The sequence below is a fragment of the Microtetraspora malaysiensis genome (genome assembly GCF_050947145.1).
In the GTDB taxonomy this organism is placed as follows: Bacteria; Actinomycetota; Actinomycetes; order Streptosporangiales; family Streptosporangiaceae; genus Microtetraspora_A; species Microtetraspora_A malaysiensis.
Map to the genome: position 1 here is coordinate 8,068,416 of NZ_CP191998.1, position 23,867 is coordinate 8,092,282.

The 23,867-nt window shown below is 71.1% G+C and carries 15 protein-coding genes; 1 reads left to right on the top strand and 14 read right to left on the bottom strand.

The features are described from left to right. Nucleotides 1–10: 10 nt before the first annotated feature. The 10 genes from ACQP1V_RS37720 to ACQP1V_RS37765 all read right to left on the bottom strand — a co-directional run bounded on the left by ACQP1V_RS37720 (nt 11) and on the right by ACQP1V_RS37765 (nt 16,111). Nucleotides 11–5,158 carry a DNA repair ATPase gene (locus ACQP1V_RS37720; protein WP_433426084.1) on the bottom strand — a complete coding sequence of 1,716 codons (5,148 nt, stop codon included), beginning with the start codon at nt 5,156–5,158 and terminating at the stop codon, nt 11–13. Nucleotides 5,159–5,255: 97 nt separating this feature from the next. Further along, complete coding sequence (locus ACQP1V_RS37725) at nt 5,256–7,403, bottom strand: flotillin family protein (RefSeq protein WP_433415519.1); 2,148 nt, start codon at nt 7,401–7,403, stop codon at nt 5,256–5,258. A 12-nt stretch (nt 7,404–7,415) separates the two neighbouring features. After that, nucleotides 7,416–7,976 (bottom strand): hypothetical protein, encoded by a 561-nt coding sequence (locus ACQP1V_RS37730; RefSeq protein ID WP_387414515.1) that lies wholly within the window; start codon nt 7,974–7,976, stop codon nt 7,416–7,418. Nucleotides 7,977–8,160: 184 nt separating this feature from the next. After that, nucleotides 8,161–10,293 carry a peptidase domain-containing ABC transporter gene (locus ACQP1V_RS37735; RefSeq protein ID WP_433415523.1) on the bottom strand — a complete coding sequence of 711 codons (2,133 nt, stop codon included), beginning with the start codon at nt 10,291–10,293 and terminating at the stop codon, nt 8,161–8,163. Next, the gene (locus tag ACQP1V_RS37740) at nt 10,290–10,478 is read right to left on the bottom strand and encodes a hypothetical protein (protein WP_433415526.1); all 189 of its coding nucleotides are present in this window, start codon (nt 10,476–10,478) and stop codon (nt 10,290–10,292) included. Before ACQP1V_RS37740 ends, ACQP1V_RS37735 begins: the two co-directional genes overlap by 4 nt. Then, nucleotides 10,475–11,524, bottom strand: a complete 1,050-nt coding sequence (locus ACQP1V_RS37745; RefSeq protein ID WP_433415529.1) for a TIGR04500 family putative peptide maturation system protein — start codon at nt 11,522–11,524, stop codon at nt 10,475–10,477. The genes ACQP1V_RS37740 and ACQP1V_RS37745 overlap by 4 nt, the downstream gene beginning before the upstream one ends. Beyond that, on the bottom strand, nt 11,521–12,486 hold the full coding sequence (locus ACQP1V_RS37750) for an MvdC/MvdD family ATP grasp protein (protein WP_433415532.1): 966 nt from the start codon (nt 12,484–12,486) through the stop codon (nt 11,521–11,523). Before ACQP1V_RS37750 ends, ACQP1V_RS37745 begins: the two co-directional genes overlap by 4 nt. A 49-nt stretch (nt 12,487–12,535) precedes the next feature. Beyond that, nucleotides 12,536–12,685, bottom strand: coding sequence for a hypothetical protein (locus ACQP1V_RS37755; protein WP_157570127.1), 150 nt, complete (start codon nt 12,683–12,685; stop codon nt 12,536–12,538). A gap of 385 nt (nt 12,686–13,070) precedes the next feature. Then, complete coding sequence (locus ACQP1V_RS37760; protein WP_433415536.1) at nt 13,071–13,961, bottom strand: serine/threonine-protein kinase; 891 nt, start codon at nt 13,959–13,961, stop codon at nt 13,071–13,073. A 38-nt stretch (nt 13,962–13,999) separates the two neighbouring features. Then, nucleotides 14,000–16,111 (bottom strand): HsdM family class I SAM-dependent methyltransferase, encoded by a 2,112-nt coding sequence (locus tag ACQP1V_RS37765; RefSeq protein WP_433415538.1) that lies wholly within the window; start codon nt 16,109–16,111, stop codon nt 14,000–14,002. A gap of 57 nt (nt 16,112–16,168) precedes the next feature. On the opposite strand from ACQP1V_RS37765, the gene ACQP1V_RS37770 reads away from it, so the two are divergent. Further along, the gene (locus ACQP1V_RS37770; RefSeq protein WP_387414526.1) at nt 16,169–16,900 is read left to right on the top strand and encodes a PP2C family protein-serine/threonine phosphatase; all 732 of its coding nucleotides are present in this window, start codon (nt 16,169–16,171) and stop codon (nt 16,898–16,900) included. Between the two features lie 266 nt (nt 16,901–17,166). Here ACQP1V_RS37770 and ACQP1V_RS37775 read toward each other — a convergent pair whose 3' ends face one another. The 4 genes from ACQP1V_RS37775 to ACQP1V_RS37790 all read right to left on the bottom strand — a co-directional run bounded on the left by ACQP1V_RS37775 (nt 17,167) and on the right by ACQP1V_RS37790 (nt 23,827). Continuing rightward, nucleotides 17,167–17,835 carry a response regulator gene (locus ACQP1V_RS37775; RefSeq protein ID WP_067125269.1) on the bottom strand — a complete coding sequence of 223 codons (669 nt, stop codon included), beginning with the start codon at nt 17,833–17,835 and terminating at the stop codon, nt 17,167–17,169. Further along, the gene (locus ACQP1V_RS37780) at nt 17,832–20,489 is read right to left on the bottom strand and encodes a DUF4118 domain-containing protein (RefSeq protein WP_433415542.1); all 2,658 of its coding nucleotides are present in this window, start codon (nt 20,487–20,489) and stop codon (nt 17,832–17,834) included. Before ACQP1V_RS37780 ends, ACQP1V_RS37775 begins: the two co-directional genes overlap by 4 nt. Nucleotides 20,490–20,751: 262 nt before the next feature. Next, nucleotides 20,752–22,623 (bottom strand): amino acid transporter, encoded by a 1,872-nt coding sequence (locus ACQP1V_RS37785; protein WP_433415544.1) that lies wholly within the window; start codon nt 22,621–22,623, stop codon nt 20,752–20,754. Nucleotides 22,624–22,900: 277 nt separating this feature from the next. Continuing rightward, nucleotides 22,901–23,827: a LysR family transcriptional regulator gene (locus ACQP1V_RS37790; RefSeq protein WP_387414533.1), complete on the bottom strand. Its 927-nt coding sequence runs from the start codon at nt 23,825–23,827 to the stop codon at nt 22,901–22,903. Between the last annotated feature and the right edge of the window lie 40 nt (nt 23,828–23,867).

A 23,867-nucleotide genomic window follows, 5' to 3' on the forward strand; every position in this document is an offset into this window, starting at 1 on the left:
CGGCCCAGGCTCATCGAGGGTGGGCGGTCGTGCGGTCGATGGCCCGCTCGACGCCGCCCACCCGGTCGGCGAGGAGCCCGATGGCGCCGACGGCCCGGACCATCGGGTCGTCCTCGTCGCCGCCGAGCGCACGGGCGCGGAGATATCCGGCCTTGACCTCGGCCCAGCGCCGTCGCTGCTCGTCGCTCATCCTGCCGCGCAGCTCGGCCAGCTTGAGCAGGTTGGCCTCGGCCTCGGACGTCAGTGTCTGCGCCTCACCCGCGTAATGGTCGTCGATCAGCGCCTCGACCTCGGCGTCGTTCATTACGGGGACGATCCGCTCCACGAGCTTGTTCATGTTCCGGTACGACCCCTGCAGCCGGAAGGGCGGTTCGGTTCGCGAGGCGTCCGCCTGCGCCGCCGACGCGATGTACGCCTGGTTGACGCCGAGCACCACCCGCTGGATCCGGGTCAGCTTGCTCAACACCGCCGTGACCTGGTCGAGCTCGACCTTCTGGTACGGATGGGCGAGCTGGTCGGCCCGCACGTCCGCGTCGCCGCGCGCCAACCGTACGAGAAGCTCGATGTCCACGGGGTCGCGGGTGGACAGCGGCGCGAGAACGGGGTTGGAGGTGAGCGCGTTCTCGATGTAGCTCAGCGCGAACAGGTCCTCCCTGCCCGAGAGCACGTCGCCCAGGTTCCACACGTCGGCCCGGTTGGCCAGCATGTCCGGGACGCGGAACCGCTGCCCCGACTCCGTATACGGGTTGCCTGCCATGCAGACGGCGAAGCGCTTGCCGCGCAGGTCGTACGTCCGGGTGCCGCCGTTCCAGACGCCCTCCATCCGGCGCTGGGCGTCGCAGAGCGAGATGAACTTCTGCAGCAGCTCCGGCGAGGTGTGCTGGATGTCGTCGAGGTAGAGCAGCGCGTTGTTCCCGCACTCCAGCGCGAACGACACCTTCTCGATCTCCTGCCGGGCGGTGGCGTTCGGCGCGTCCGCCGGGTCGAGCGAGGTGACGGCGTGCCCCAACGCCGGGCCGTTGATCTTGACGAACATCAGCCCGAGCCGGCTCGCGACATACTCCATCAGCGTGGTCTTGCCGTACCCGGGCGGCGAGATGAGCAGCAGCAGGCCCATCTGGTCGGTGCGCCGTCCCTCCCCCGCCGCGCCGAGCTGCTTGGCCAGGTTGTCGCCGATCAGCGGCAGGTAGACCTGGTCGAGGAGCCGGTTGCGCACGAACGCGCTCATCACCTTGGGCCGGTACTCGTCCAGCCGCATCCGGACCCGCTCCCGGTCGAGCAGCTCGCCGCGCCGCTTCTGGTACGCCCGGTAGGCGGGCACCCGTTCGGTCCGGAACCGCCGGGTCCGGGCCAGGACCTCGTCGAGGCGCAGCGTCAGGGTCCGTCCGTTCAGCCGGGGGTGTGCCCCGAGCAGCCCCTCCACGGTGACCGTGAGCGACATCGACGCCTCGCGTCGCGGCAGGTCGCAGAGCAGGACGGCGACGGCCTCGGCGAGATCTCCGGCGCGCACGTCCGCCGCCGTGCCCGGCCGGCCGCCTTCTCGCCGTACGGCTCCCGACCGGAGCGGCGACACGAGATCGGGAGACGTGCCGAGGAACGCCGTCAGCCAGGCCATGACGAGCTGGTGCCTGGCGGCCAGGTCGTCGCCCAGGGCCCGGAGCTCGGCGTCGAACTGCGCGGCCGACCCGCCGAGCGCCTCGCGAAACCGCTCGACCAGCCGCCGGGCGAGCGGGCCGGTCGTGAATCCCGCCTCTGAGGCGGCGAGCTCGTCGAACAGGTAGTCCCCGGCCGGCTCGGCGTCGTCCAGGCGTACGCCCCGGTCGCGCAGGAAGGCGGCGATCGCCGACGCGAACTCCGCGCGCAGCTCCCCGATCGCGCCGCCGACCCCGTCATCCCGTACCGCGACCCCGTCATCCCGTACGGCGTCGCCGTGGTCCCGTACGGCGTCGCCGTCGACCGCCGGGGCGTCCGGCGCGCCGGACGTGTCCGCCCCGCGCCTGAACAAGGAGCGCGCCCTGGCCAGCGACCTGGCCCTGGTGGTCCACGCCTCGCGTTGGGCCTCACCCGCGCCGAAGGTCCAGAAGAGCTGGGCGGCGGCCCGCGCGGACGGCGGGAAACGCAGCAGCCCGGCACGCGCGTACACCGGGAGCAGCGCGCCGAGGATCGCGGCGGCGTCGTGGTCGTGGACGCCGCGCTCGTACCCCTCGTCGTACCGCGTCTCGGCCAGGCGGCGGACGAGGTCCGGCAGCCCGCCTCCGGCGAGGGCGGCGTGCAGCTCGTCGAGCGTCAGACCGCCGCCGGAGGCCGACTCGGCCAGGTCGAGGATCGACGCGGCCAGGTGCTCGGCGCGGTACACCTCGGGTGACTCGGAGACGAGTACCTGATCCCAGAACGCTCTGGTGCGGTGGAACGCCTCGTCGTCCACCGGTGACCGGTAGTCGGTACCCGTGATCGCGAACGCCATCCGCCCGTCCACCGGGACCATGGTGAGGTCGATGGGCTGGGTGTTGACCGAGAACCGGTGGCGGCCGAGCCGGATCGTCTCGCCACCGTCGGCGTACAGGTCGATCCGGTCGCGCAGCGCCCGCCCCGCGTCGAGGCGGGCCGCCTTGACGCGCCCGTCGAGCTCGTCGGCGCGTACCTGGTCGCCGAGGGACCGCAGCTCGTCGGCGACCGCGCGGAGCTTGGCCACCATCGGGTCGGAGGCGAAGTACGTGTTCACCTCGTCGATCGAGCCGAGGCTCCCGGCGCGCCTGCGGACGCTCTCCAGAATGCGGCCGGAGGAGGCGACCAGCCGTTCCGCGCGCCGGGCCCGGGCGTCCAGCAACGTCTGGCGGCGCGAGGAGAACGCCTCGTAGACGTCCCCGCGCCTGGCCTCCAGCTTGGCCACGAAGTCGTCGAAATCCCCGAACCGGGACTCCAGGTCCTCCAGCCGGAGCAGCAGCCTCCCCATCTGCTCGTCGCAGCTCTCCGGTGTGCCGGCGAGCGCGAGCGCGGCGCTGACGGCCTGGCCGAGGAGGGCGAACTCGGCGGCGAACTCGGCTCTCTGCTCGCCCGCGAGCAGTTCGCGGCGCCGCGCGGCGAGCGTCGCCCGCGCCTGGTTGATCCCCGCGAGCACCTCGGCGACGCGTTCCAGGATGCCGGTGCGTACGGTCGCGTCCGCGATGTCCAGCCCGCCCACGACCTCGGTCAGGACCTCAAGGCCTTCGGTCTGCCCGGCCAGGCGCTCGGCCACGGGGCCGGATTCCGCCACGGTCCCGATCGCCTGCGCCTCGGCGGTGAGCCGGTCCACGTCCGCGTGATATCCGGTGAACGCGTCCGCACCCCGGAGGAACTCGACCGCTCTCCGCGCGGCCTCCGCGATCTCGGTGTCGAATTGGCCCGCCAGCGCGTCCAGCCGCTCGACGTCGACGTAGCGGACCTCCCGCAGGGTCGCGAGCCGGCCCTGGGCGCGGCGCAGCTCGGCCAGCCGCGCCACCCATTCGCCCGCCGACGCCGGCGCCTCTCCGCGCACCTGCCGGGCGAGAAGGGCGACGTTCTCGGCGGCCTCGTCCAGGGCGGCCGCGGCCTGCGCGGTGAGCGACTCGACCCGCTCGAACTCGTCGAGCACCTGCTCGGCGGTCGCCCGCACCGCCCCGACACCGGAGCGCAGGTCGTGCTCGTCCAGCCAGTGGTACTGGTCGGCGATCCGGACGCACGCCGCGATGAGCCCCTCGAACACCGGAACGGACGGCTCCATCGCGTCGGCCATCCGCACGACGGAGAGGCAGTCGGAGATCCCGCGCACCAGGTCGGCGTTGCCGATCCGCTCCAGCGGCCCCGTGCCCACCGGCCGGGCCGCCTCGAACACGTCCGACACGTACGGCGTCTGCCAGATCTGCATCAGGTGGACCCGGGTCGGCTCCTCGCGTACCGTCCGGCCCTGCTCGCCCGCGACCGGCGCCGGCGTCCGGAAGTACACGAGCGTGCCGTCCTCGAAGAGCGAGTACCCGTGACACGTGATCGGGTTGCTCACCTCCTTGCGGATCACGTTGTACGGCAGGAGCAGCGACCGGCCCTCCGCCCGCGCGTGGAACACGTACAGCACGTCCTCGCCGTTGGGCGAGCGGATGACGCGCTCGAACTCCAGCTCGGCGACGTCGAGGTCGAAGGTCTTCACGGCGCCGGTGGTGAGGTGGTATCCGCCGGGGAAGATGATCCCCTGGTCCTCGGGGAGCCGCTGGCAGGCCTGCCCGATGCCGTCGAGGCGTTCGACCTTCCTGGTCCTGGTGTTGAACACCAGGTGGCGCCACTCCTTCTCGTTGTACGGCCGTACGCGCAGCAGGATCAGCGGCCCGACCCTGGCGTAGTGGACGTCGGCGTCGGCGAGGCTCTGCAGCGGTTCCACGACCGGTTCCCGGTAGATGCCCTCACCGGTCTCGGTGTTGTTCTCGATCTTGATGGTGAGGTCGCCGCCGACCGTCTCGACGAACACCTCGTCCTCGATCGAGATGTGCGGATGGCGGCCGAGGACGTGGTCGTCCCGCGTGGTCTCGATCCACTCGAAGTCGTGCGACGGCGGGAAGACGTGGTCGCGTTCGCCCCGATTGTCGACATAGCGGACTGTGCCGTCGGTCGCGACGCTCCACCGCAGGACCCGGATGTCCTGCGGCCCGGTCTGGAACACGGCCAGCAGCCGCCCCTCCAGCCGCCGGAGCTGCAACAGCCTGGTCTCGCTGTAGTAGCGGTACAGCTCGGCGAAGTCCCGCTCGAACGCCGGGTCGTCGAACAGCCCCGGCACCTCGTCGAACCGGAACGTGTCCCCGTCCCGGGTGAACCGGTGGAACGAGAAGACGTCCCGGGGAGTGGTCCCCGACTTCAGCCCGATGAACACGTTGTAGCCGAACAGCATGACCTCGCCGAGCGAGACGCTGTCGCGGGGCACGCAGTTGTTCTCGGTGCGGACGCGGGCGGTGCCGAGCAGGCGGAAATCCGCTCCGCCGAAGACCTCCAGCCGCCGCGCGTTCAGCTCCTCGGTCCGGCGCAGCAGCTCCTTCGCCTGCGTGGCCAGCCTGTCCCGCAGCACCTCGTACGTGCTGGAGTCCAGCTCGGCGGGCGCGGCCGACGGCCCGGTCCCGGCCTCCGCCGGTGTGCCGCCCGCGTTCGCCGGTGCGGTCATGGGTGTGCTCATGGGTGTGCTCATCGGTGTGCTCATCAGTGCTTTCGTGGGCGCTGTCGTGGGCGCGTCACGTGGTCCGCGGTGCCGTGTCGCACCGTCAGTGCTTCGCCGAGTTGGCCGGCGCCGAGCCGGCTTCGGCCGGTGCACCGGTTCTTGGGCCGGCCGCCGTACCCGTCGCCGCGGCGACGGCCGAGAGCGACCGGTCGGCGACGCCGAGGCTGCGGGCGGCACTCAGCAGATCCTGGAGCTTGCCCGCGTCCGGGCCACCCGCGTTGATCAGCTTCAGCAGCACCGCCGAGAGCGTGAGGTTCCGTACGTCGGCGGTGTCCACCGAGCCGACGAGGCGCAGCAGGTCCGCGGGCAGGCTCGCCGTCCCGTCCAGGTACGGCCCGGCCAGCGCCCGCGTCACCGCGGAGTTCTCGACGAAGCCGTCCACGCTCCGGCCCGCCGTGATCGAGTTCATCAGCCGGTCGAAGAAGACGGTGTCGCCGCCCACGATGTCGATGTCGGCCTTCTCCAGGCCCGCGGCGAGCACGGTCGCCTGGGCGTCCGCGATCTCCCGCTGGACGTCGATGTGCTTGAGGCGGATCTCCTTCTCGGCCTCCAGCCGCAACCGGTACTCCTCGTGGCCCCGGCTCGCCTCGTCGAGCGCCGCCATGGCCTCGGCCTTCTCCTTGAGGCCCTCCGCCTCCGCCTTCAGCTTCTCGCCCACGGCGGCGGCAGCGGCGCGGGCCTTCGCCTGCTCGCCCTCGGCCTCCGCCTTGAGCCGCTCGCCGACGGCGAGCGCCGCGGCCAGGCCCTTCTCCCGCTCCACGGCGGCCTCCGCGCGCCCGACCTTCTCGATCGCCTCGGCGTCCCGTTCACGTACCTGCACCTCGGCGAGCCCGGCGGCCGCCGCCTCGGCCCGCAGCCCCTCCGCGAGGCGGATCTTGGCCTGGCTGTCGAGCTCGGCCGCCTGCTGCCGCGCCTCGGCCAGGACGAGTTCCTCGCGCGCCTTGAACGCGGCGGCCTGCTCCGCGGCCTCGGCCGCCTTGATGTCCTTGACCAGGTTCTCCTGTGCCTCGGCCTCCGCCTGGATCACCAGCGCCTGACGGACCCGCTCGGCCTCCTCGACGACGCGCAGGCGCTTGATGTTCTCCTCCTGCTCGGCGACCGTCTTCTCCACGGCGATCCGCTCGCGGGTCACTTCGGCGATGGCCCGCCGCTCGACTTCGAGCTCCTTGTCCTTGGAGATGCGCGACAGCTCGGTCTCCCGCTCGCGGGAGATCACCTCCAGCAGGCGATCCTTCTCGATCCGCTCGCTCTCGATGGCGATGACCCGCTCGCGGTTCTTCCCCGCGACCTGGATCTCCCGCTCGCGGTTCTCGCGCTGGATGCCGAGCTGCTCCTCCGTACGGATGTTGGCCGCCTCGAACTTGAGCCGCTCCTCCGCCTGCACCCGGGCCGTCTCGGCCTCCTCCCGCGCCCGCACGGTGTCGATCTCGCGCCGCTGCTTGGCCTCGGCGTCGGCCTGCCGCCGCTCCAGTTCGAGGATGGCCTCCCGCGCGTCGACGTTCTGGCGGGTGATCTCCTTCTCCTCGTTGCGCTGGTACTCATTGGTGCGCACGTGCTCGATCGCCGTCAGCTCGGTGATCTTCCGGATGCCCTGCGCGTCGAGGATGTTCGCCGGGTCGAGCTGGGCGAGCGGGGTCTGCTCCAGGAAGTCGATCGCGGCGTCCTCCAGGCTGTAGCCGTTCAGGTCGGTTCCGATCACCCTGATGATCTGGTCCCGGAATTCGTCGCGCTTGGTATAGAGATCGACGAAATCGAGCTGCTTTCCGACCGTCTTGAGCGCCTCGGAGAACTTGGCGTTGAACAGCTCCTGCAAGGTCGTCTCGTCGCTCGCGCGTACCGTGCCGATCGCCTGCGCGACCTTGATCACGTCTTCGACCGTCTTGTTGACCCGTACGAAGAACGTGATCCGGATGTCGGCCCGGATATTGTCGCGACAGATCAGCCCTTCATGCCCGGTACGCGTGATCTCAATGGTCTTCACGGAGATGTCCATCACCTCCGACTTGTGGAGAACGGGAAGCACGACGGCGCCCGTGAAGGTGACATCGACCCGCCGCGTCTTGGAGACGATCAGCGCCATGCCCTGTTCGACCTTGCGATAGAGGCGGCTCACGACGACGACCGCGCCAATGACGACAAGAAGGAGAACGGCGAGAAGCACGCCCGTCCCGGTGCTGATCACATCCACCATCGAAGATCCCTGCTATTGAAGGTCGTAAGGCATGACCAAGAAGAACTCGCCCTCCGGGTCATAGTCGAAGATCAGAGCGGAGCTGCCGGCACGCAGATCCTCGTCTCCGGTCTGGCGCACCTGCACAAGGGCCGAGGAGCCGTCATCGGCCGTGACCTCGGCCTGACCGAAGTCGTGCCCGACCCGTCCCGTGCGGATGACGCACATGCGGCCGACGAAATCGGCCCGGGACGGCGAAGCCACCGCGGGGAACAGGGCGCGGCTCGCCCGCGCGACCAGACGGGCGCAGAGCCATCCGGCCAGCAGCGCGACCACGAGCACCGCCCACCGAGCGGGAAGCCCCTCCGCCAGCACCACGCCGACCAGGCTGACGAACCAGGCGACCACGACCAGCAGCGACAGCGCCACGGCGCCCGGCACTCCCCGTAGGCCGAGACCGGCGAGGAAATCGTCGGGGAGCTCCATCCCGAGTCCGCCGAGCAGCACGAGCGCCCAATAGACGATGACGACGATCAGCATGAAGCTGAACAGCACCGCCGGAAACTCCAGCACCGCATCGACGAACCGCGCCATTGACTCCCACCGTTATCCCGGCCCCCAGAGACAACTGCAATTATTGCGTAAAGCCGCAATAAAAGTCAGCATGAATTCAATGCGAATAATGGGAACTATTGGGAAGTTCGCGCCGTTGATGCATAGGCGCGCACCCACCGGGACTTCCAGCGCGTGGGCCTCGCCCGCGCGGCGAATCGGCTGGTCAGCGGATGGTCTGCCGCTCGGTCAGGGCGGCATACCGGCCGCCGTACCGCATCAGCTCGTCGTGGGTGCCACGTTCGACGATCCGGCCCCTCTCGACGACGAGGATCTGGTCGGCGTCGCGCACCGTGCTCAGCCGGTGGGCGATCACGATGCGGGTCTGGGTCAGCCAGGCGAGGTTCCGCTCGATCGCGGCCTCGGCGGCGGTGTCGAGATGGCTCGTCGCCTCGTCGAGCAGCAGGACCCTGGGCTGGGGCAGGAGCGCCCGCGCGAGCGCGATCCGCTGCCGCTGCCCGCCGGAGATGCCGCTGCCCTCAGTGAGCATCGTCTCGTACCCCATGGGCATGGCCATGATGTCGTCGTGGACGCAGGCCATCCGGGCCGCCGCCACCACCTGCTCCAGCGAGGCGTCGGGAACGGCCAGGCCGATGTTGTCCCTGATGGTCCCGGTGAAGAGGTGCGGCTCCTGGGTGACCACGCCGAAGCGGCTGCGCAACCAGCGCGCGTCGATGTCCCACGCAGGCATCCCGTCATACCAGACGTCACCCTCGACCGGCTGGTACAGGCCCAGCAGGATCCGTCCCAGCGTGCTCTTGCCCGACCCGGAACTGCCCACCAGGGCGATCTTCTGCCCGGGTCCGACCGCGAGCGACACGTTCCTGACCGTCCAGGGGGAGCGCGGGTCGAAGCGGAATCCGACATCCCGGAGGACCACCTCTCCGCGCAGGTGCGGCCGCTTCCTGCCTCTCCGCTCGGGCTCGGCCTCGACGATGTCGGCCAGCCGCTCGAAGTGCGCCCCTGCCTCCTGGAGCTCCTGCAGGCTGGTCAGCAGCGAGGTCAGCGGGGTGAGGGTGGACATGGCCAGCGCGTTGAGCGCGAGCATGGTGCCCAGAGTCAGCTCGCCGTCGAGCACCCGTGACGCGCCCACGAGCAGCAGCAGCGCGGGACCGAGGATCCTGATCCCCGACAGGACCGCATCCAGGGCCCCGCGGGTCAGGCCGAGACGCACGTCGGCGTTCATCTGGGCGGTGAACATCCTGGACCACCGCTCCATGGCACGCCATTCGGCGCTGGACGCCTTGATGGTCTCGATGCCTCCGATGGACTCGATGAGCCGGCCCTGGGTCGTGGCGGCGGCGGTCAGCTCGCGCCCGGTCAGGTCGGCGATCCGCCTCCGGGTGGCCAGCAGCAGCGCGACCTGGACGACCGCCACGGCGAGCAGGCATCCCCCGAGCACGGGATCGCCCAGGAGGACCAGAGTCATGAGGACCGCGGCCATCGGACCGTCGAGCAGCGCGGAGAGCGCCTGGCCGGAGAGCATGGCCCGGAGGCTGGCCGCGCTCTGCGTGCTCATGACCAGGTCGCTCGTCCCCCTGAGGGTGAAGAACCGGTAGGGCAACGTGAACAGGTGCCCGACCACACCCGCCGTGAACTGGGTGTCCGCCCGCGCCCGCAACATGAGCAGCACGGCCGTACGGAGGTACATGAGGATCGCCTGGATGAGCACCACGAAGCCGAGCCCCACGATGAGGATCCGCAGCAGATAGCGGTTCCCTCCGGGAAGTACCTCGTCGACGACGAGCCCGGAGAGCAGGGGAAGGACGAGGGTGACGCCCTGCAGCAGCAGGGACGCGAACAACGCCTGGAGCAGCAGGCCTCGGTGGCGGGCCAGCAGGGCGCGGACCAGGTCCCGGCGCCACGGGCGGCGCTGCGGACCCCGGACGTCGAACTCGGGGCCGGGTTCGAAGGCCAGGACGACCCCGGTGAACCCGACGTCGAACTCCTCCGGCGTGAGCCTGCGCCGCCCGGAGGCGGGATCGACGACCTCGACGACGTCCGGGCGCCAGCGCTCGACGACCAGGAAGTGGTTGAACTCCCAGTGCACGATGAAGGGCCCGGGCACCGCGTCGAGCTGCTCGGGGGCGAGCGAGAACGCCTTGACGCGCAGACCGTACGACCTGGCGGCCTCCGCGATGGCCGACGCGCTCAGCCCGTCCCGCGACACCTGGACGTGCTCGCCGACCTCGCGCACGGTCGTGCGGCGTCCGTGGTGTCCGAGGACCATCGCCAGGCAGGCGGCGCCGCAGTCGGCCATCGTGGCCTGCCTGATCACCGGTACCCGCCCGCGCCTCATCGCCCGGCTCCGAGCGCGGGAAGGACGCCGATCAGCACCACGGCCGCCATCGCCGTCGCGAGCAGCCCGACGTAGATCCACAGGCCGACCAGGAGCCTCCTGGAGATCCGGTACGGCCGCTCGACGCGCCGCCGGGCGGCCATGTGGTGGTGAACCGCCTTCTCCCGGTACGGAAGTCCCGTCATGTGCCGGCCCGCCCGGCCGTACCGGTCGAGTTCGCGACGCCGGAAGAGCCGGACGCGGCGGTCCGGTCCGCGGTCCCCCAGAACCATTCGATCTTGGCCGTGCTCCTGCGCCGCTCGATCCATTCGGCGAAGATCCGGCGCTCGACGAGGTCGCGCACGGTCCCGTCGAGAACGGCGGGCTCCACGGCCAGCACCTTGATCAGCAGGTGACCGTGTTCCGTCGCGAAAGGACCGGTGACCGTCCCCGGCGCGGCTCCGAAGACCCGGCCGGCCGTCTCCGGGCTCAGCTCCCCTCTGCGCAGCGTGGCGAACACCTCGCCCGGCCGTGCCATGCCGTCCGCGAAAGCCCGCTCCGCGGCGTCGAGGAACCCGTCGGCGGCCGGCACGCGCGGCCCTTCGGTGAACTCCACCCGCGCGACGCGGGCGACGTCGAACTCGTAACCGTGCGCGGCGAACCAGTCCTCGACCCGGCCGGCGGCCACCCGCGACCGGAGCCTGGCCACGGACGCCTCAAGGACGACCAGCTCCTCCAGCTCGTGGTGGGAGATGTGGTTGCGATCCATCCACGCCCGGACCGCGCCGCCGGTCAGCAGCCCACGCGCCCGGCGGAACGCGTCCATCGCCCCCTGGAGCTCCGCGTCGGTCAGCGGTTCGGGCTCCTCCTCCAGCACCTCACGTACGAGGCTGTCGGTGACGAGGCGGTCGGCCAGCCGCGACTCGTCCCAGATGAAGTCCAGGCAGGCGATCGCCCTGGCCACCGGGGTCTCGACACCGTTGACCCGGAGCAGCAGGTGCTCACCGGCCCGGTGGACACCGCGCAGCGGCCAGGGCAACGCCCGGTCGGGACACCATGAGAGGGAGATCGTGGCGCCGTCGCGTTCCTTGATGAGCAGAGCGTGATGGAGCGATCCGTCATATTCCTCACGCTGGGCGACCAGCCGCACCCGCGCCCCCGGGTACCGCGCCCTGAAGCCATCGAGGTCGTGCCCGGCCGTACCGGCGCCGAGCATGTCGATCGCCTCGGCGAGCATCCGTCCGTCCGTCACCACGTCACTCCGCTCATGAGCAGCTCGCCGACCGCCGCGCCGATGGGCAGCCCGGTCGCGTCCTCGATCCAGAGGAACTGGCCGTTCGGATTGATCTCCAGGAAGACATGGCGGCCGTCCGGCGTGAGGATCAGGTCGATCGCGCCGTAGGCCAGCCCGAGCCGCTCGACCAGGTCCAGGCACCGCTGGGAGATCTCCGGCGGCAGGTCGTGCGCCCGGATGGGCGTCGCGCCGGGGTCGTAGTGTCGCCAGTCGTACCGGGTGTGGTTGCTCACCTGGGAATGGATCTCCGCGGCGAAGACCTTCCTGCCCACCACGGTCACGCGTATCTCGACCCGCTTGGGCACGTACGCCTGGACGATGACCGGGCAGAAGCGCAGGGCGTCCGCGTAGGCGACGTCCACAGGGGTGACGGGGGCCGCGAACCGGCCGAACCGCTCTCCCTCCGCTTCGAGCTGGTTGCCGTGCACGGGCTTGGTGATCACACGGCCCTCGTGCCGGTCGTAGAAGTCGAGAAAACTCTCAGGGTCGGTCGTGACCAGCGTCGCGGGAAGCTCAAAGCCCAGCCGCCTGGCCAGTTCGAGCTGGTACGGCTTGCGCGCCGCGCGGTCGATGACCGGCCGGGAGCCGGGAACCGTGAGGCAGCCGAGGCTGTCCCAGAGGCTCTCGGCCATGACGCGGCACTCCTCCTCCACGTAGTCGCGGGCGGCGACCCTCGGATCCGCGACCGGGTCGAGGGGCCTGCGGTACCAGAGCGCGGTCAACTCGTCGAGGACGAGGCGGCGGCCCGCGCGGCCGAACATCCGGCTGGTCGAACCGTCCCCGGAGTGGCTGATCTCGAGGGTGGCGGCGGTCGGGAAGGAGGCGGGATCGAAGACGACGACATCCGCGCCCGCGGTCATGAGCGGTTTCACGACCCGGTCGGCGTGCTCATCTCCGTCAGAGGTCAGGACGAGGATCATCGGCGGGGGTCCGGACGGGGGCGCGACGCGGTCGCGCCCCCGCGGCGAACTAGTTGCTGTCGCCGGAGGTGTGCGTGTGGTTGCCGCAGATCTCGATGACCTGGCTCTTGGCGCCACCGCTCACCTGAAGAAGCTGACCCTCGTCGAGCTCCGGACCGAAGGCCGCGATGTCGTCGAGGGTGGTACGCGTCTTGCTCATACGTATCCCCGCCTTTCTCCCGTACGGGGGCACCTGATGCGCCCCGTTGCACCGAGCAAGCTAGGCGGGCGGCACCTGGCCGGGCGTCCGTCGCGCGAGTGATCTTGTGTCATCCCGGCGGGGGGCGCGGATCGGGGTTCCGGGTGTTTCCATCCCTGGTTTCCGGTCCGACCCCGACGTATATGAGCGCAGCTCATGCGGGTTCGACGGCCACCGGATGCACGTACGGCTCCGCCCCGGCCGACGCGGAGCCGTACACGTGGCCGGACAGCGACCGGCGAGCCGCCGCGGGCCTGATCTCACCCCTCGCCCCGGCCACGCGATTCCGCCCGAACCGATCGAGCGTCCCAACGGGGCGGGGAGCCGACGCTGGCCGAGGCCTGGGTCAGCGGACGCGGCCGACCATGCGCGCGTACATACGGCCGGGACTCGGCACTGAGGGCGGGTGCAGGAAGCCCGGCAGCATGGGCAGGTCGACGGAGAAAGGCTGCAGTCGCTCGTAGAGCGTGACGGCGTCGGCGGGACGATTCTCCGGCTGCTTCTCCAGCAGCTCGGCGATCAGCCGGTCGAGCTCGACCGGGACGTCGGGCACCGACGGCGGGCGTTCCTTCACCTGCTTGTCGAACACGGCATACTCGGTCGGCCCCGTGAACAGCGGCTTGCCGGTCAGCATCTCGTGCAGGACACAGCCGAGAGCGTAAAGATCGCTCTTCGGGCCGGCGACGCCGCGCTGGATCTGCTCCGGCGACATGTACGCGGGGGTGCCGAGGATCTGCCCGACCCGGGTGAACTGGGCGCCGTCCGACTCGCGCAGCATCGCCAGGCCGAAGTCGAGGACCTTGACGCTGCCGTCGGGGCAGAGCATCAGGTTCGTCGGCTTGAGATCACGGTGACAGATGGACAGCACGTGCGCCGCGGTCAGCACCGCGCACGCCTGGGCGGCGATCGCCGCGGCCCACGGGACCGGGAGTGGGCCATATTCGCTGACCAGGTCGGCGACCGTGACGCCCTCGATGAACTGCATCACCTGGAAGAGGCGCTGATCGTACGTGCCGAAGTCGTAGAGGACGGGCGCGCCCGGATGCTCCAGGCGGGCGAGGATGCGCGCCTCTCGGATGAACCGGCGCTCCAGCTCCTCGTCATGACCACCCGGAAAGCGGAGGAACTTCACCGCCACCTTGCGGTCGAGACGCCTGTCGTGGGCGCCGTAGACGGCCCCCATGCCGCCCTGGCCGAGGGGAAGGTCGTCCAGCTCATACCGGTCACCGATGACCATCCGCCCCTCCCGTCGGACTTTCGGGAAAAGCTACACCTTCACGCGCGCGGTCGTAGACGGCCGTCAACCAGCCCCTCCAACCCCAGCCGGATCAACGCCTCGCCCGCGTCGGCCACTTCCCTGATCGCGTCCTCCAGTTCGGCGAGCCGCCGGAAGGCCGCGCCGTACGCCCGCTGCTCGACGAGCGGGAGCCGGGGGACGCGAGCCCGGCGGACGTCGACGCGGCTGGCTCCCGGGTGCGCCCGGGCGGCCGCGTACCGCAGGAATCCGGCGAGGAAGTCCGCATCGAGCCGGGACCGATCCACCTGGTAAAGCGAGAGCTGCGGGCCGAGGACGGCGCCCGGCTGGTGGATCACGCGTGCGGTCGTCGTCGAGGCCACCACGTCTCCGGCCGCCACCGTGACGATGCCGGGCTCACTGCCGGAGCGACCGGACGGCGTCCCGCCTCGGGCGAGGTCGTCGGCGGTCAATACGTTGAGATCTCCGCTGTCCGCGGTTTTCAGCACCGAATGCCGCACCGTCACCATCCCGGCCTTGGCCAGATCGGTGATGGCGGTCGTGGGGAGGCCGACTCGCCCGGACAGCACCTCCAGGTCGGGCAGCGCCCCCGCCGCCTCGGCCAGCACCTCGGCGAGGTCGCGGAGCCTGCGCCCGGCGGCGGGATAACGCTGCGCGTCGCCACGTGAGGAGACGTGCCGGGCCGGGCTGACGTCCACCTCGTCGTCGAGCAGATCGATGATCCGTACGATCCGGGCAGAGCGCGGCAACTCGCCTGCCGAGGCCACCGCCGCGGCCTGCCTCGCAACGCCACCGGACGTCCGGCCTTCGGCCACCGAACCGGCGGACCGCCCGCGTCGGGCGGCTTCCGGCGCAGCGGGACCGGCCGTGTCCGTGCCGGCGGCACCTTCGCCGGCCGTAGGACTCGTGCCGCCGTAACCCGCGTCGGCCAGGTAGGTCCACCAGGCCGACTCGACGATCGAGAGGTCGTCGGAGGCGTCGGCGAGCAGGATCGACGCCGGGGAGGGCGCCCCCGCCTCCGGCCGGCGCAGCAGCCAGAGATCCGGCCCGGCGGCGGACAGGCCGATGACCGCGCACAGGGCTCCGGCGCGGAGCAGGTTCGCGCGGATCCTACGGCCGGAACGCCGGGCCGCGGCCGCGGCGGGCATCAGGATCGCCACCAGGCCGCCGGGACGCACGTGGGCCAGGCAGTGCTGGACCCAGGCCAGCTCCGGCTCGCCGCGCGGGGGCACGCCGTAGTCCCAGCGTGGATCGCCGATCAGCTCCTCGTGGCCCCACGCCCGCTCGTTGAAGGGCGGGTCGCACAGCACCACGTCCGCCCGCTCGCCCTCGAATCCGTCGTGCCGTAACGAGTCGCCCGCCACGACGCGCGCGTTCGCGTCGCGCAGGAGGAGCCGCAGCGAGGCGAGCAGAGCGGAGGTCTCGTTGATCTCCTGGCCGAGCAGACGCACCGGCGGCGCACCGGGCGGCGCGCCGTCGAGGACGGCGGTGTCCGAGACGGCGAGCAGGAGCGTTCCCACACCGACCGCCGGGTCGAGGATCGCGCCTCCTTCGGGGCACGCCCGGCGCGCGAGCCGCCCCATGAGCGACGCCACCTCGCCCCGCGTGACCGCGAGCCGCCGGGTGTGCGCCTCCACGTAGCGCTCGCAGACGAACTCGAACGCGGTGGCGGGTCCGTGGAGCGCGGACAGATCCGCGATCCACCGGATGAGCTGCGCGTCCTCCAGGATGCTCCCCGGCCGGACCGGAAGGTCGGCCGTGGCCGCCGCGACCTCGCGCGGCAGCCGTACGACCAGGTCGGGAGCGGCGGCGAGCCGGCGCCAGCCGTCGGGATCCCGTCGCGCGTAAAGGAGGAACGCCCCCGCGAAACCGCTCAGCTCGCCCAGCCGGAGGTCGTCCACGGCGGCCCTGAGCCCCTGCCAGACGCGGTCGCCCAGCGACACCTCGAAGGACTTGCCGTTCCTGCGCAGCCACTCCTCGATCTCGGGCAGCGAGAACAGCGGGCTGGACGCGGTGCCGCCCACCGGGTGGGGAAAGTCCTCATACCGACGGCGCCAGTTGCTCACCGCGGCCCTCCCGACGTCGGCTAGGCGGGCGATGTCGCCCGCGTTCACTGTGGCGTCGTGGCTCATGACAGCAAGCTTAGCTGGAGCTTGTGAAGTCATTCAACCAGTGCTTTACTCAAAAGCATGACGCACAACCGACTTCGCTACGCCGCGGGATCCGACGTCGGACGTTCCCGGAAGAAGAACGAGGACTCGTTCCACGCTGGCGAGCGACTGCTCGCCATCGCCGACGGGATGGGGGGTCACGGCCACGGAGAGGTGGCAAGCGCGGCGGCGATCTCCGCCCTCGCCCTCCTGGAAGAAGGGCCTTTCCCCGAGGACGCCGTCGCCGCCCTCGACGAGGCGGTGCAGGAGGCGAGCCGCAGGTTGCGAGATCTGGCGGTTCACGATCCGGCCCTTGAGCGGATGGGCACCACCATCACCGCGATGCTCTGGGACGGCTCCCGCTTCGCGCTGGCCCACGTGGGCGACTCGCGGGCGTACATGCTGCGTGATGGCGCTCTGTACCAGATCACCCGTGATCACACGCTTGTCCAGTCTCTGGTGGACGACGGCCGGATGAGCCCCGATCAGGCGGCGAAGCATCCCAACCGGTCCCTCCTGTTGCGTGCGGTGGAGACGAGCGGCCTGGCCGACCCCGACCTCTCGCTTCGCGGAGCGCACCCCGGTGACCGCTATCTGCTCTGCTCCGACGGGCTGACCGCCGTGCTCGATCCCGAGACGCTGCATCGTGTGCTCACCACGGTCGCCGATCGGGAGGAGGCCGTGCGTCACTTCATCGAGCTGGCCAACGAGGCGGGCGGCCCCGACAACATCAGCGTCATCGTCGCCGACGTCGACGCGGTTCCGGCCTGACTCGTACGGCCCGGCCGGGCGAGGCAGGAGATCCGCCGAGGACGACGCGAGGCGAGATCCGGCCCGAGCTCGGCCGGCCGTCACAGTCGCGGGTGGGGCGGCTGGACCGCTCTCCGTTCTCGCCCTGGGCGCACGCACAAGCGTCACGATCTCATACGTCGGCTCCGCCTCCCACCTCCGACAGGTGACGGAGTGGCCACCGGCCCTGCCGCCGGCCTCCGATCGCGAACGGAACGCACCGCCGTCCGCCAGTCACCGGTCACCGGTCAGGGGCGGAAGCGATAGCCCATGCCGGGCTCGGTGATGAGGTGCACGGGGTGGGCGGGATCCTGCTCCAGCTTGCGGCGGAGCTGTGCCATGTACTGCCGGAGGTAGTGCGTCGCCGTCACATACGTGGCGCCCCACACCTCGGTGAGCATCTGACGCTGGCTGACCAGCTTCTCGGGGTTGCGCAGCAGGATCTCCAGCAGGTGCCACTCCGTCGGGGTGAGCCGTACGCCGCTCGAGATCGTCTTGTCGGCCAGGTTGATCGTGTGGTCGCCGATCCGCACCACCGGGGTCTCGGCCTGCTGCGCCGCCGCACGGCGTGTGGCGGCGCGGACTCGGGCGAGCAGTTCGTCGAGGCCGAACGGCTTGGTGACGTAGTCGTCAGCCCCCGCGTCGAGGGCGCTGACCGCGTCGGCGCTGCCCACACGGCCGGTGAGCACGATGATCGGCACCTGGCTCCACCCGCGCAGGCCGTGGATCACGTCGATGCCCTCGATGTCCGGCAGGCCCAGGTCGAGTACGACAAGGTCGGGATGCCAGTCGGCGGCCTGGCGCAGCGCGGAGCCGCCGTCCGCGGCGACCGCCACCTCGTAGTGCCGGGCGGCGAAGTTGATGCGCAGCGCGCGGAGGATCTGCGGCTCGTCGTCGACGATGAGGATCTTGGTCATCGGCGCTCCGCCGCGGGCACGTCACCGGACGTGGAGGAGGTGCCGCCATCGGGCCCCGGAGTGCCATCGGGGGTGACGCCGCGTGGGGCATGTTCGTGTCCGGAGGCGTACTCGGCGACCGTGGTCCAGGCGATGGGCAGCGTGACGGTCATGGTCAGCCCTCCTCCGGGTGTCTCCTCGGGCACCAGCGTGCCGCCCATGGCCTCGGTCAGCCCGCGCGCGAGGGCCAGCCCGAGCCCGACACCCGTGTGGTTGTCCCGGTCGCCGAGGCGCTGGAAGGGCAGGAAGACGCGGTCGTGCGCCTCAGGGGGGATGCCGGGGCCGCGATCGATGACTCTGATCTCCACGAGGCTACCGTGCCTGCTGGCGTTGATCAGCAACTTCTCCTCCGGGGGGTTGTAACGCACGGCGTTGGCGATCAGGTTGGCCAGCACGCGTTCCAGCAGGGCGGGGTCGGCGGTGATCTCGGGCAACTCGACCGAGATGTCCGCGTCGACGCGGTCCCAGAGCGGCCCGAGATCGTCGATCGCCCGAGGCACGATGTCCTCCAGGGCGGTCGGCCGCAGCGCGATCCCGAGCGCGCCCGCCTGGAGGCGGCTCATGTCGAGCAGGTTTGCCACCAGCCGGTCCAGCTTGAGCAAGGACTCGTCGGCGGTGGCCAGCAGCTCGGCGCGGTCCTCGTCGGTCCAGTCGATCTCGGTGTTGCGCAGGCTCTCGACCGCGGCCTTGGCCGAGGCGAGCGGGGTGCGCAGGTCGTGGCTGACCGCGGCGAGCAGGGCGGTGCGCATCTTGTTCGCCTCGGCGAGCGGCCGGGCCTGCTCGGCCTCCTCCTCCAGCCGCTCCTGCCGCAGCGCGATGGCGGCCTCCGCCGCGAACGCCTCCAGGACCCTGCGGTCGGACGCGTCCAGCAGCCGGCCACGCGCGACGAGCACCAGGTCGTCGTCGATGACCACGTCGGTGTCGGCCGTACCGGGGCAGGCGCACGGCGGGCCTCCGGTGGTGGCGACGATGCGCCAGGCATCCGGGTCGGACTGGTCCCCCGCGGCCGGCTGCCGGCCGCCGCGGCGTTCGAGGAGGGTGACCGAGGTCAGTCCGAACGTCTCCCGGAGCCGGCCGAGCAGGGACGGCAGGGCCGCCTCTCCGCGCAGCACGTGCCCGGCGAGCGTGGAGAGCACCTCGGCGTCCGCGCTCGCTCGGGCCGCCTCTCTCGTACGGCGGGCCGCGACGTCCACGACGGCGCTGACCATGGCCGCGACCAGCACATAGATCGCCAGCGCGAGCAGGTTCTCCGGGCTGGAGATCGTCCAGGTGTAGACGGGCGGCGTGAAGTACCAGTTGAGCAGGGCGAACCCGACCACGGCCGCGGTGATCGCCGGCCACATGCCGCCGACGAGCGCCACCACGACCACCATGAGCAGGAAGAGCAGGATCTCGCTCGGGAGGGTCAGCTCCTCGCGGAACGGCACCAGCAGGGCACTCAGCGCGGGAATGCCGAGCCCGGCGAGGACCCAGCCCGCCACCCGTCGCCTGCGGGTGAGGGCGGCCCGCGACCGCGAGCCCCTGGTCCTGCCCTTGCTGATCTCCTCGTGCGTCACCATGTGGACGTCGATGGAGCCGGACAGGGCGGTGGTGGTGACGCCGACGCCGCGGGAGAACAGCTGCGCCAGCCGTCCGCGCCGGGACGCGCCGAGCACGAGCTGGGTGGCGTTGACCCCGCGCGCGAAGTCGAGCAGCGCGCGCGGGACGTCGTCGCCGACGACCTGGTGGTAGGTGCCGCCGACGCTCTCGACCAGCGCCCGCTGCCTGGCCAGGCTCGCCGGGTCCTGCCCGGCCAGCCCGTCGGCCCTCGTGACGTGTACGGCGAGCAGGTCGGCGCCCTTGCTCCTGGCGGCGATGCGGGTGGCCCGGCGCACCAGGGTGTCGCCTTCGGGACCGCCGGTCAGCGCGACGACGACGCGCTCGCGGGCCTCCCATGTCCCGGCGATGCCGTGTTCGGCGCGGTAGCGGTCGAGTTGCTCGTCGACCTTTCCGGCGACCCAGAGCAGGGCCAGCTCCCGCAGCGCGGTCAGGTTGCCGACCCGGAAGTAGTTCGACAGGGCGGCGTCGACCTTCTCCGGCGGGTAGACGTTTCCGTGCGCCATCCTGCGGCGCAGCGCCTCGGGCGACATGTCGACCAGCTCGATCTGGTCGGCCCGCCGTACGACCTCGTCGGGGACGGTCTCGCGCTGGGGGATGCCGGTGATCTCCTGGACCACGTCGTTGAGCGACTCCAGGTGCTGGATGTTGACGGTGGAGACGACGTCGATCCCGGCGTCGAGGATCTCGTCGATGTCCTGCCAGCGCTTGGCGGTGCGTGAGCCGGGCACGTTGGTGTGGGCGAGCTCGTCGACCAGGACCACGCGGGGACGGCGGGCGATGACGGCGTCCACGTCGAGTTCGGTGAGGGTCATCCCCCGGTAGACGAGGGCCTTCCTGGGGATGATCTCCATGCCGTCGAGCAGTTCGGCCGTGCGGGCGCGGCCGTGCGTCTCGACGAGCCCGACGACCACGTCCCGGCCCCGCTCCTGCGCCCTGCGGCCCTCGCCGAGCATCGCGAAGGTCTTGCCGACTCCGGGAGCGGCGCCGAGGTAGATCCGGAGCCGCCCACGCGCCATGTGCCTCATCTCCTTACGCCTTCAGAACCAGGTTAGGTCGTGGCGGGTCACCGCCTGGTTCGCCCTGGCGGCGGACGCGGCCGGTCGCGGGCAGCGCCACTCGGCCCGTACCGAATCGCGCCGCACGGCCCGTACCGCACCATCCTCACCGATTGCCTCTATCAGGAAATCGCGATATTTGCGGCTTTTCGGGGATCTTGATGCTTTATATACGTTCCTCGAGAGAAAGTTGATGTCTTTCCTACGGCCGGCAACCCATGGATCAGCCCACGTGGACATGGGGGCGGCGCGCCGGGTCCGGTTCGGCTTCGCGCAGCACCTCGCGGGTCATCCCGGGCACGTCACCGCCGCCGAAGACCAGATAGCGCAGCATCGCGAGCACCGGGTTCCCCTCACCCCAGTGGAAGTAGATGTTCGGCACCTCGCCGGTGCGGTCGCGGATGTACAGCAGGAGCGCGGCCAGGGCGTTCGGCACCGTAGCGCTCTCGATGCGGAGGATCCGGTGGCCGTAGCGCACGTCCCCCCTGACCCGCAGCTCGCTGCGGAACTGGGACGCGTCCTGCACGGTGACCTCGACGAACATGACCGGCTCCGAGCTGCGCAGCCGGTGCGTGTACCACTGCTCACGGAGCTTGGCGTTGTATTCCGCCTGGTCGCGGCGGCGCGGGTCGTTCGCGATCAGATGGATCTCGCCGGTGGAATCGGCGATGAACTCCTGGGCGAGCGTGTCGAGACGCACGTCGGACACCCGCAGCTCGGTGGAGCGAGTGGCCCGCGAGATCAGCGACATCACGATGATCGCCGCGATGAACAGCGCCCCGATCTTCACGCCCTCGGGGCGCCCGCGGATGTTGTCCGCCAGCGTGTACGCGAGGACCAGGGTGATCAGCCCGAAGACCCGGGTGCGGCCGCGCCGTCCGGCCCGGTAGGCGTCCACGGTGACGGCGACGCCGGCGGACAGGAACAGCACCAGCACGCCGGTGGCGTACGCGCCTCCCTGGGCGTCCACACTGGCGCCGAAGGCGAGCGTGATGGCGAACGAGACGACCGTGAAGACGAGGACCAGCGGGCGCACGGCGCGGGTCCAGTCGGGGGCCATGCCGTACCTGGGCAGGTAGCGCGGCACGAGGTTGATCAGGCCGGCCAGCGCGGAGGCGCCGGCGAACCACAGGATGCCGATGGTGCTGACGTCGTACAGCGTGCCGAAGCCGTTGCCGAGGTAGGCGTGCGCCAGGTAGGCCAGGGCTCGGCCGTTGGCCTTGCCGCCGGGCTGGAACTCCTTCTCCGGGATCAGGATGATCGTGGCGAAGCTGCTGCAGATGAGGAACACGCTCATGATCAGCGCGGCGGTGGTCAGCAGCCGCTTGGCGTCGCGGATGCGTACCGGCAGGTCGCCCTTGATGAGCGGCATCACCGCCACGCCCGTCTCGAATCCGGACAGACCGAGCGCCAGCCGGGGCATCACCAGCAGCGACACGCCGAGCAGGCCCAGCGGACTGGCGTGTTGCACGGTGAGCATCCGCTCCCAGTCCACGATCAGGCCGGGATGCGCCAGGATGTACAGAATCGTCCGCACGACCACGACGGCGTTCAGGACCAGGTAGACGCCGACCACCAGTACGGCGACGCCGATGGCCTCGGTGAAGCCCATCAGGAACACGGCGGAGAGCAGAGCCAGCAGGAAGATCGTGACCGCGACCTGCTGGCCGGAGAGCGCACGCGGGACGAAGGGGTTCTCCAGGATGTGCGCGGACGCGTCGGCCGCCGACAGCGTGATCGTGATGACGAAGTCGGTGGCCGCGAAACCCAGCAGGGCCAGCACGACCAGCTTGCCCCACCAGCGCGGCGCGAGCCCTTCCAGCATCGCGATGGAGCCCTGGCCATGCGGGCTCTCGACGGCCACCCGGCGGTAGACGGGCAGCGCGCCGAGCAGCGTCAGCAGCACGAGCAGGATGGTGGCCACCGGGGAGACGCTCCCGGCCGCCAGTGCGGCGATGCCGGGCTGGTAACCGAGGCTGGAGAAGTAGTCCACCCCCGTGAGGCACATGACGCGCCACCAGGAGTACTGCTTCTCCGGGGAGTGCGAGCCGTGCGGCCCCAGGGCCCGCAGATCCTCCTGCTGGAGGCCCTCCATCAGCCATGCGCGAAGCGGCCCCCTACGCGCCGCCTCACGCCGTGCCGACCCGGCCAACCGGTCACCCCCGCAGCACCGCCGATCGAACCCGCACGCGCCCGTACGGCCCGGCCGGGACGGCGCCGATCAGACGTCGCCGGGGGGCAGATCCAGCCTTCGACGGGCGACGGACGTCACGCGGGAAGCCGCGTGTGGACAACACGCCTGATCTCGAATACCCCGGCGACGGCCGGTCGAACCGCGCCGGCCGTCCCGCCCGGACCGGCGCGATGGAGGGTCAGGATCCGGACGGACGACGAGTGGCGGCGCCGCGCGCGGCGAGGGTGAGCAGCGACCGCGCCGGACCGTCCAGCCGCCGCCCCTCGATCCAGACGGCCCGCAGCTTCCGCTGGAGATCGACGCCTTCGGGCGCGACGGCCACCAGCCTGCCCTCGGCCAGTTCGTCGCCGACGGCGAGTTCGCTGAGCACGGCCGGGCCCGCGCCGGAGGCGAGCGCCACCTTCACCGCGGAGTTCGACCCGAGTTCCAGGAGCGGCTCGGCGAGCGGTCCGTAGCGCGCCATCACCGTCTCGAACGTGATCCGCGTGCCCGACCCGGGCTCCCGGACGATCAGGGGCGTGGCCGCCAGCTCGCGGGGACGCAGCGGCGTACGGCGGCGGGCCCACGGGTGCCGGGGCGAGACAACGACCACCAGGCGGTCCCGGCCCACCAGCCGGGAGGCGAGGCCGACCGGCAGCGAGGGTCCTTCGACGAAGCCGACCTCGGCCTCGCCGGAGAGCACGAGTTCGGCGACCCGGGCCGAGTTCACGACCTGCAGGCCCACGGTGACGTCCGGCTCGATCGGGCGAAGGGCGATGAGCCAGCCCGGCACGAGATATTCGGCGACGGTCATACTCGCCGCCACCGGGAGGGCGGCGCCGCGCTCGCGCCGCATCGCCGTGACCCCGGTCATCAGGGCGTCGGCCGCGGCGAGCACCTCACGCGCCCAGTCGACCACTATCTGGCCCTCGGCGGTCAGCCGCGAGCCGATGGGCAGGCGCTGGAGCACCGGCACGCCGAGCCGCCGCTCCAGGGTCCGCAGACGGCTGCTCGCCGACGGCTGGGAGATGCCGAGCTGGCGGGCGGCGCGGCCGACCCCTCCGAGCTCGCTCACCGTGACCAGCAGGGCGAGCGCCTCAAGATCGGGCCAGTTGTTCAGCCTCATAGAAACATCCTATGGACCCGTCGCCATCTCGCGGCTAGCG